The 7,512-nt window shown below is 70.1% G+C and carries 10 protein-coding genes and 1 pseudogene; 6 read left to right on the top strand and 5 right to left on the bottom strand.

Annotation, left to right across the window (positions count from 1 at the left end):
• From FKV24_RS19610 to FKV24_RS14460, 6 genes and pseudogenes are all read left to right on the top strand, one after another.
• Positions 1-447 (top strand): annotated as a pseudogene (locus FKV24_RS19610) (TPM domain-containing protein); the annotation flags it as partial.
• Between the two features lie 3 nt (positions 448-450).
• Positions 451-951 carry a TPM domain-containing protein gene (locus tag FKV24_RS14480; RefSeq protein ID WP_141482889.1) on the top strand — a complete coding sequence of 167 codons (501 nt, stop codon included), beginning with the start codon at positions 451-453 and terminating at the stop codon, positions 949-951.
• Between the two features lie 109 nt (positions 952-1,060).
• Positions 1,061-1,942, top strand: coding sequence for a prolipoprotein diacylglyceryl transferase (gene lgt, locus FKV24_RS14475; protein ID WP_141482888.1), 882 nt, complete (start codon positions 1,061-1,063; stop codon positions 1,940-1,942).
• Between the two features lie 5 nt (positions 1,943-1,947).
• Positions 1,948-2,742 carry a thymidylate synthase gene (locus FKV24_RS14470; RefSeq protein WP_141482887.1) on the top strand — a complete coding sequence of 265 codons (795 nt, stop codon included), beginning with the start codon at positions 1,948-1,950 and terminating at the stop codon, positions 2,740-2,742.
• Positions 2,743-2,830: 88 nt separating this feature from the next.
• Complete coding sequence (locus tag FKV24_RS14465) at positions 2,831-3,136, top strand: hypothetical protein (protein WP_141482886.1); 306 nt, start codon at positions 2,831-2,833, stop codon at positions 3,134-3,136.
• The gene (locus FKV24_RS14460; RefSeq protein WP_141482885.1) at positions 3,102-3,596 is read left to right on the top strand and encodes a dihydrofolate reductase; all 495 of its coding nucleotides are present in this window, start codon (positions 3,102-3,104) and stop codon (positions 3,594-3,596) included. Before FKV24_RS14465 ends, FKV24_RS14460 begins: the two co-directional genes overlap by 35 nt.
• 52 nt (positions 3,597-3,648) lie before the next feature.
• Here FKV24_RS14460 and FKV24_RS14455 read toward each other — a convergent pair whose 3' ends face one another.
• From FKV24_RS14455 to pdxA, 5 genes are all read right to left on the bottom strand, one after another.
• Positions 3,649-4,317, bottom strand: coding sequence for a DUF1287 domain-containing protein (locus tag FKV24_RS14455; protein WP_141482884.1), 669 nt, complete (start codon positions 4,315-4,317; stop codon positions 3,649-3,651).
• Positions 4,318-4,387: 70 nt separating this feature from the next.
• A complete protein-coding gene (locus FKV24_RS14450) occupies positions 4,388-5,266 on the bottom strand; it encodes a symmetrical bis(5'-nucleosyl)-tetraphosphatase (protein WP_141482883.1) in 879 nt (292 codons plus the stop codon).
• A 16-nt stretch (positions 5,267-5,282) separates the two neighbouring features.
• Positions 5,283-5,666 carry a Co2+/Mg2+ efflux protein ApaG gene (apaG, locus tag FKV24_RS14445; protein WP_111267178.1) on the bottom strand — a complete coding sequence of 128 codons (384 nt, stop codon included), beginning with the start codon at positions 5,664-5,666 and terminating at the stop codon, positions 5,283-5,285.
• A gap of 54 nt (positions 5,667-5,720) precedes the next feature.
• A complete protein-coding gene (gene rsmA / locus FKV24_RS14440; protein ID WP_141482882.1) occupies positions 5,721-6,548 on the bottom strand; it encodes a 16S rRNA (adenine(1518)-N(6)/adenine(1519)-N(6))-dimethyltransferase RsmA in 828 nt (275 codons plus the stop codon).
• The coding region (pdxA, locus tag FKV24_RS14435) for a 4-hydroxythreonine-4-phosphate dehydrogenase PdxA (protein ID WP_249041033.1) at positions 6,545-7,512 on the bottom strand (968 nt) is incomplete at its 5' end. The genes pdxA and rsmA, both read right to left, overlap by 4 nt.

Here is a 7,512-nt window from a genome sequence, read left to right as displayed (position 1 = left end):
AGCGCCGCACTGGCCGGCCTGATCGACGGCGAGCCGCTGCCGGCGCCGATGGCGGACGCCCGGCCGCGCGCGGACAGCGACGGCGACAACGACTACTGGGCGATCGCCTTGTTTGTCTCGCTGTTCGTGGCCCAGTTCGCGCGCGGCCTGTTCGGTCGCCTGCCGGGGCTGGCGCGCGGGGTGATCGGCGGCGGACTGTCCGGCCTGGCGGCCTGGATGTTCTCCTCGATGCTGCTGATCGGCGCGATTGGCGGCCTGATCGGCTTCTTCATCGGGCTGCTCCCCAGGGGCGGTGGTCGCGGCGGCCGGTTTGCCCGCGACAGCGGTTGGGGCGGCTTCGGTGGCGGCGGTGGAAGCTGGGGCGGCGGCTCTTCGGGCGGTTCCGGCGGCGGTTGGTCCGGTGGCGGCGGCATGAGCGGAGGCGGTGGCGCCTCCGGGAGCTGGTGAACCATGGTCCGTCTGCAACGCCTGCTCCGTCACCTGTTCGCGCCGTCCTCGCGGCGTCGGTTCCCGGCCGACGCCCTGCAGCGGATCACCCGGGCGATCGTCGACGGCGAGCGCCGCCACCGCGGCGAGGTCTGTTTCGCGGTCGAGGCCGGGCTGCCGGCGGCGATGGTCTGGCGCGGTGTCGACGCCCGCGACCGCGCCGCCGACGTGTTCGCACGGCTGCGGGTCTGGGACACCGAGGCCAACAACGGGGTCCTGCTGTACCTGCTGCTGGCCGACCATCGCATCGAGATCGTCGCCGACCGCGGTTTCGACGGCCGGGTCAGCGATGCGCAGTGGCGCGGTGTCTGCCAGCTGATCGAGACCCGGCTGAAGGCCGGCGAGCACGAGGCGGCGGTGGTGGCCGGCATCGAGGCGTTGTCGGAACTGGTCGCCCGGCATTTCCCGCGCGCGGAGGGCGATGCCGATGTCAACGAGCTGCCGGACGACCCGCACCTGCTGTAGGCGCCGTCGCGGCGCTCCCGCGTGAACGGCGCGCGGGCGGGTGTTCCCGATCCACGTCCACGGTCGGGCACAATAGGGGCCCCGCCGCCGACCGGAGTCCGCCGTCCGCATGATCGTCCTGCACCAGATCGATCCGATCGCCTTCGGGCTGGGTCCGCTCAAGGTCCACTGGTACGGCATCATGTACCTGCTCGGCTTCCTGACCGCGTGGTGGCTCGGACGCCTGCGCATCCGCGCCGGCCGCCTGCCGGGGGTCGATGAGCAGGGCTTCAGCGACCTGCTGTTCTACGCGATGATCGGCGTGGTGCTGGGTGGGCGCCTGGGCTATGTGTTCTTCTACGGATTCTCCGAGCTCCTCCACGACCCGTTGATGTTGTTCCGCATCTGGGAAGGCGGGATGAGCTTCCACGGCGGCCTGGTCGGGGTGATGGCGGCGGCGCTGTGGTGGGCGCGCCGCAACGGCCTGCATTTCTTCGACGTGATGGATTTCGTCGCCCCGCTGGTACCGCCGGGCCTGGGGTTCGGACGGCTGGGCAACTACATCGGCGGCGAGCTCTGGGGCAAGCCGACCGGCGCCGACTGGGGCGTGGTGTTCCCGCACGCACTGCCGGAGCAGTACGCCAACCTGCCGCTGGAGCAGCTGCGCGCGCTGCACGCGAACGGCGCCCTCGACGCTTTCGCCCGCCATCCCTCGCAGCTCTACCAGGCCAGTCTGGAAGGGCTGGCGATGTTCCTGCTGCTGTGGTGGTTCTCGCGCCGGCCGCGGCCGCGCTACGCGGTGGCCGGCATGTTCGCGCTGCTGTACGGCTGCTTCCGCTTCCTGGTCGAATTCGTGCGCGTGCCGGACGTGCAACTGGGATACCTGGCCTTCGACTGGCTGACGATGGGGCAGGTGCTCAGCACCCCGCTGATCGCGCTCGGCCTGTTCTGGCTGTGGCTGTCGCGACGCTCGCCGACCCTGCAGCCGGTCCTGCCGACGACCAAGGAGTAGTTCCGATGCGCGCCTATCTCGACCTGCTGCGTCACGTCCTCGAACACGGCACCGACAAGGGCGACCGCACCGGCACCGGTACCCGCAGCGTGTTCGGCTGGCAGATGCGTTTCGACCTGTCGCAGGGCTTTCCGCTGGTCACGACCAAGAAGCTGCACCTGCGCTCGATCGTCCATGAGCTGCTGTGGTTCCTGCGCGGCGACACCAACATCGCCTACCTGAAGGACAACAAGGTCTCGATCTGGGACGAATGGGCGGATGCCGACGGCGAACTCGGTCCGGTCTACGGCCACCAGTGGCGGCACTGGGGCGGCGACAAGGAGGGCGGCATCGACCAGATCCGCTGGGTGGTCGAGGAGATCAAGCGCAATCCCGATTCGCGCCGGCTGATCGTCAGTGCCTGGAACGTCGCCGACCTGCCGCGGATGGCGCTGATGCCGTGCCACACGATGTTCCAGTTCTACGTGGTCGACGGCAGGCTCAGCTGCCAGCTCTACCAGCGCAGCGGCGACATCTTCCTCGGCGTGCCGTTCAACATCGCCAGCTACGCGCTGCTGACCCACATGGTCGCGCAGGTCTGCGAGCTGGAGGTCGGCGATTTCGTGCACACGCTCGGGGATGCGCACCTGTACTCGAACCACTTCGAGCAGGCCCGCGAACAGCTCGCGCGCGCGCCGCGCGCGCTGCCTCGGCTGGCCTTGAACCCGCGGGTCCGCGACATCTTCGGGTTCGACTACGACGACATCGCGATCGAGGGCTACGACCCGCATCCGGCGATCAAGGCGCCGGTCGCGGTCTGAGCCGTCGCAGCCAATGAGATCGCGCTGGAGGACAGTCGTCGCATACCCCGGCCCGGAGCAAGACACCATGTCCTACAGGAAACATTCGATGAAGTCGCGCGAGAAATTTGCCGATTCGCTGTTCACGTTGTCGAACTGTCTCGCCATCGGTCTCGTGGCTACTATCCTGCTCGCGCCGATGGGCGCCGTGTTCAGAGCGTTGACCACCCCAGGCGACGAGGCTTCCTCCCTGCTGGCGGCGCTGGACGACATTCCGCCACTGGAAGCGGTGGGGTTCGTGGCGCTCTACCTGCTGGTGGTCTGGTTGGCGGTTTCGAGCCGCGAGCACGCCCTGTCGATCTATACGGAACTGTATCCCGATGCAGATCAGCCTGATCGCCGCGCTCGACCGTAACCGCGCCATCGGACGCGGCAACGAGTTGCCGTGGCGGTTGCCGGCCGACCTGAAGCGGTTCAAGGCGCTGACCCTGGGCAAGCCATTGTTGATGGGACGCAAGACCGCCGAGTCGCTCGGACGTGCGCTGCCGGGACGACGCAACCTGGTGCTGACCCGCGGCGGCCGGGTGCCGTTCGAGGGTATGCAGGCGGTCGCCAGCGTCGAGGAGGCGCGTCGCCTGGCCGAGGCCGATGGCGCCGACGCGCTGTGCGTGATCGGCGGCGGCGAGGTCTATGCGTTGTGCCTGCCGATGGCGGAGCGGATGTGCCTGACCCACGTGGATGCGGCGGTCGAGGGGGGCGATGCGTTCTTCCCGCGGTTCGATCCGCTGGCGTGGCGGGTGCTGGCGCGCGAGGCGCACCCGGCCGATGCGCGGCATGCGCACGCCTTCGAGTTCGTCGACTACGTACGGATCTGAGCGTGCGGGGCTGAGCATTCGGTTCCGAGCGCGCTGACCCTGGCGTCCGGCGTCAATGCGGCGGCGGACGATAGTGGCCGTTCAAGGTATACGCGAACAGCACGTTTTCCTCGCGGGTGCCGTGGCCGACGTTGTGGATGATCAGCGGCACGCCGTCGCTGCCGCGCCGGTCCGAAACGATGCCGATGTGCGGCAGGCCGCTTCCGGGCAGGCGCCAGCTGACCAGGTCGCCGGGCCGATAGTCCCCGGCACGCGCCCGCAGCGGCAGCAACCAGCCCTGGCGTTCGAACCAGCGCTCCAGGTTGGGCACCCGACGGTGGTCGATGTTGCGGTCCGGGCGCCGCAGCCCCCAGCGTTGCGGATAGGCGTCGAAGTGCGCGCGCATGTCCTCGTGGACCGCCTGTTGCAGGTCCAGGCCCTCGGCGCGCAAGGCCCGCACGACGACGTCGCTGCAGACGCCCCGGTCCTCGGCGACATCGCCACCGGGGTAGTCGAGGGCGACATAGGCGGGATCGTAGAGACGGGTGCGACCGATCCGCGCCCGCGCGGCCCGCACCCTGGGCGGGGCCTGGGCTTCGGAACGCGCCGGGTCGCTGGCGGGCGGTTGGCGGGCTTCGCCGACGGTGGCCGTCGCGGGTGCGACCTCGGGCACCGGGTCGACCGGTGCCGCGCCGAATGGCGGCAGCCGGATCGCGATCAGCAGTGCGGCGAGCGTGATCATCGCGCCGATGGCCGGCCACACCCATCGCCGGGGTGCCGCGTGCCGACCGGAGCCGCGCGCGGGCACCCGCTCAGCGCCGCTGGCCGTTGCGCGGCTTGGACTTGTGCCGCTGCCTGGGCGGGGCCGCAGGCTGGTCGCGGCCGGGCACCTGGACCAGGTTCAGGCCTTCGCAGTCGAGCTGCAGCGCGGTCAGCTTGCCGCCCCAGACCGCACCGGTGTCGATCGCGTGCACGCCATAGCCGATGAACAGGCCCAGCGTCGACCAGTGTCCGCAGACGATCCTGAGATCGCGCTCGGCGCGACCCGGCACCTCGTACCAGGGATAGAGACCGGCCTGCTGGGTGCCCGGGACGCCCTTGTCCTCGAACGAGATCCGTCCGCGCGGCGTGCAGTAGCGCAGGCGGGTCATCACATTGATGATCGCGCGCAGCCGGTCGTTGCCGGCCAGGCGCGGGTTCCAGGCCGGGCCGTCGCCGTACATCGACCTCAGCAGCCGGCCGTACTGGTCGCCGTGCAGCTTGTGCTCGACTTCGCGGGCGTGGCGCTCGGCCATCGAAACCGTCCACTTCGGCGCAAGCCCCGCGTGCACCATCATCCAGCCCAGCTCGCGGTCGACGTGGCAGAGCTTCTGCATGCGCAGCCACCCGAGCAGGGCGTCGCGGTCCTCGGCCAGCACGATCCTCTGCAGGTCGGGGTTGACCTTGCGTTGCTCCTCCTCGCTGCGCTGGCCGATCGCCAGCAACGACAGGTCGTGGTTGCCGAGCACGACGACGGCGTGTTCGCGCAGGGAGTGGACCAGCCGCAGGGTTTCCAGCGACTGTCCGCCGCGGTTGACCAGGTCGCCGCAGAACCACAGACGGTCGCGGGCGGGGTCGAAGGCGATCTTCTCCAGCAGCCGCTGGGTCGCGTCGTAGCAGCCCTGCAGGTCGCCGATGGCCCAGATACTCATCGCAACATGGCCCCGGTCAGTGCAGCGTGCGCGGCACGGTCAGGGTAAAGGGCGGAATCGGCGCGTCGAACTGGGTGCCGTCGTCGGCGAGCATGCGGTAGTGGCCCTGCATCGTGCCCAGATCGGTTTCCAGCATCGCACCGGAGGTGTATTCGAAGTCCTCGCCGGGACGCAGCCAGGGCTGCTCGCCGACCACGCCGTCGCCCTCGACCTCCTGGACCTTGCCGTTGGCATCGGTGATGACCCAGTGCCGGGCAAGCAGGCGCGCGGGCACCGTGCCGCGATTGCGGATGTGGATGGTGTAGGCGAAGACGTAGCGATCCTGTTCGGGCTCGGACTGGTCGTCCAGATAGCGGGTCGCGACTTCGATGTCGAGGGCGTATTCGGCGGGGCGATTCATGCGGACAGTGTACCCGGCACGGGCCGGGCGGGCGGGTCTTGCGGGCGGTGGGAATCAGGAGGCCAGGGCGTTGGCGAGACGCACGAAGTCGGCGACCTCGAGCTGTTCGGCGCGCAGGTCCGGACGGATGCCGGCGGCCTCTATCCGTTCGCTGTCGCATTGCTGCGAAAGCGCGTTGCGCAGGGTCTTGCGGCGCTGGCCGAAGGCGTCGCGCACGACCGCCGCGAACCGGGCAGGGTCGTCGATCCCGATCGTCTCGGGGGCGCGTGGCAGCAGCCGCACCACCGCCGAATCGACTTTCGGCGGCGGACGGAACGCCCCGGGAGGGACGTTGAACAACGGTGTCACCTCGCAGTAGGCCTGCAGCATCACGCTGAGCCGACCGTAGGTCTTGCTGCCGGGGCCGGCGGCCATGCGGTCGACCACCTCCTTCTGCAGCATGAAGGTCATGTCGCGGATCACCGCGGCGTGCTCCAGGGCGTGGAACAGGATCGGAGAGGACAGGTTGTAGGGCAGGTTGCCGACCAGGCGCAGCGGGCCCTCCTCGCCGGCCAGTGCGGTGAAGTCGACCTCCAGCACGTTGCGGTGGATCACCCGCAGGGTGCCGTGCTCGCGCGCGGCCTCGGTCAACGGAAAGATCAGGTCGCGGTCGAACTCGATCACGGTCAGCCGGCCGTGCGCGTCGAGCAGCGGAAAGGTGATCGCGCCCTGGCCGGGGCCGATCTCGACCAGGCGGTCGTCCGGCTTCGGATTCACCGCCCTGACGATGCGATCGATGATCCCGCGCTCGTGCAGGAAGTGCTGGCCGAGCGACTTCTTGGCCTCGGCGGAAAAGCCCTTCGATGGCGCCCTTGCGGGATCGGTGGAGTGGCGTCGGCTCATCGGTTCGGGACTCGGGGCAGGGGCGCGTGCGGCATCGTGCGGCGACGGGCGATCCGCGCGCAGGCATCGGCAGCGGCGAACAGGCTGGAAGGGTCGGCGCGGCCGCTGCCGGCGAGGTCGAGCGCGGTGCCGTGGTCGACCGCGACGCGCGGGTAGGGCAGGCCGAGGGTGATGTTGACCGCCTGCTCGAAGCCGCTGTACTTGAGCACCGGCAGGCCCTGATCGTGGTACATCGCCAGCACCGCGTCGTAGCCACGCAGCTTGCCGGGCAGGAATGCGGTATCGGCCGGCAGCGGACCGATCAGTCGCATGCCCTCCTCGCGCAGGGCCGCCAGCAGCGGTTCGATCACCTCGATTTCCTCGGCGCCGAGATGGCCGGATTCGCCGGCGTGCGGATTGAGGCCGAGCACGGCGACGACCGGGTCGGCCAGGCCGAAGTCGTCGTGGAGGGCGCGGTGGACGATCCGCAGGCTGCGTTCGAGCGCGTCCGCGGTGATCGCATCGGGAACCTCGCGCAGCGGCAGATGGGTGGTCGCCAGCGCGACCCGGACGATGTCGTTGGCCAGCATCATCACCACTTCGCAGCCGGCTAGCGCGGCCAGCAGCTCGGTGGTGCCGGTGTAGGCGATGCCGCCCTCGTTGATCACCGCCTTGTGCACCGGCCCGGTGACCAGGCCGTCGTGGTCGCCGGCCAGGCAACTGGCGGCGGCGCGCTCCAGTGCGCCGATCACCGCCGCAGCGTTGCGGGCGTCGGGGGCGCCGGGCGTGGCCGGCACCGCATTGGGAACCTCGACGATCGCCAGCTCGCCCGGGGTCGCCGGACCTTCGCCGGGGGCGGTCAGAGTCAGCGGCAGTTCCAGTCGCGCGGCCGCCTCCCGCAGGCTGCGGGCGTCGGCGAAGGCGGTCAGTCGATAGTCGCGCGGGCGCTGGGCGAGGCGGACGCACAGTTCCGGCCCGACGCCGG

Source organism: Marilutibacter maris (assembly GCF_006546735.2).
Lineage (GTDB): Bacteria > Pseudomonadota > Gammaproteobacteria > Xanthomonadales > Xanthomonadaceae > Marilutibacter > Marilutibacter maris.
The sequence above is the reverse complement of the archived record's forward strand: the minus strand, read 5'-3'. Positions and strand labels throughout refer to the sequence as shown.

Bases quoted from the DNA above. Each gene is read 5' to 3' on its own strand.
- FKV24_RS14480 (WP_141482889.1), top strand. From the start codon at position 451: ATGGTCCGTCTGCAACGCCTGCTCCGTCACCTGTTCGCGCCGTCCTCG.
- lgt (WP_141482888.1), top strand. From the start codon at position 1,061: ATGATCGTCCTGCACCAGATCGATCCGATCGCCTTCGGGCTGGGTCCG.
- FKV24_RS14470 (WP_141482887.1), top strand. From the start codon at position 1,948: ATGCGCGCCTATCTCGACCTGCTGCGTCACGTCCTCGAACACGGCACC.
- FKV24_RS14465 (WP_141482886.1), top strand. From the start codon at position 2,831: ATGAAGTCGCGCGAGAAATTTGCCGATTCGCTGTTCACGTTGTCGAAC.
- FKV24_RS14460 (WP_141482885.1), top strand. From the start codon at position 3,102: ATGCAGATCAGCCTGATCGCCGCGCTCGACCGTAACCGCGCCATCGGA.
- FKV24_RS14455 (WP_141482884.1), bottom strand. From the start codon at position 4,317: ATGATCACGCTCGCCGCACTGCTGATCGCGATCCGGCTGCCGCCATTC.
- FKV24_RS14450 (WP_141482883.1), bottom strand. From the start codon at position 5,266: ATGAGTATCTGGGCCATCGGCGACCTGCAGGGCTGCTACGACGCGACC.
- apaG (WP_111267178.1), bottom strand. From the start codon at position 5,666: ATGAATCGCCCCGCCGAATACGCCCTCGACATCGAAGTCGCGACCCGC.
- rsmA (WP_141482882.1), bottom strand. From the start codon at position 6,548: ATGAGCCGACGCCACTCCACCGATCCCGCAAGGGCGCCATCGAAGGGC.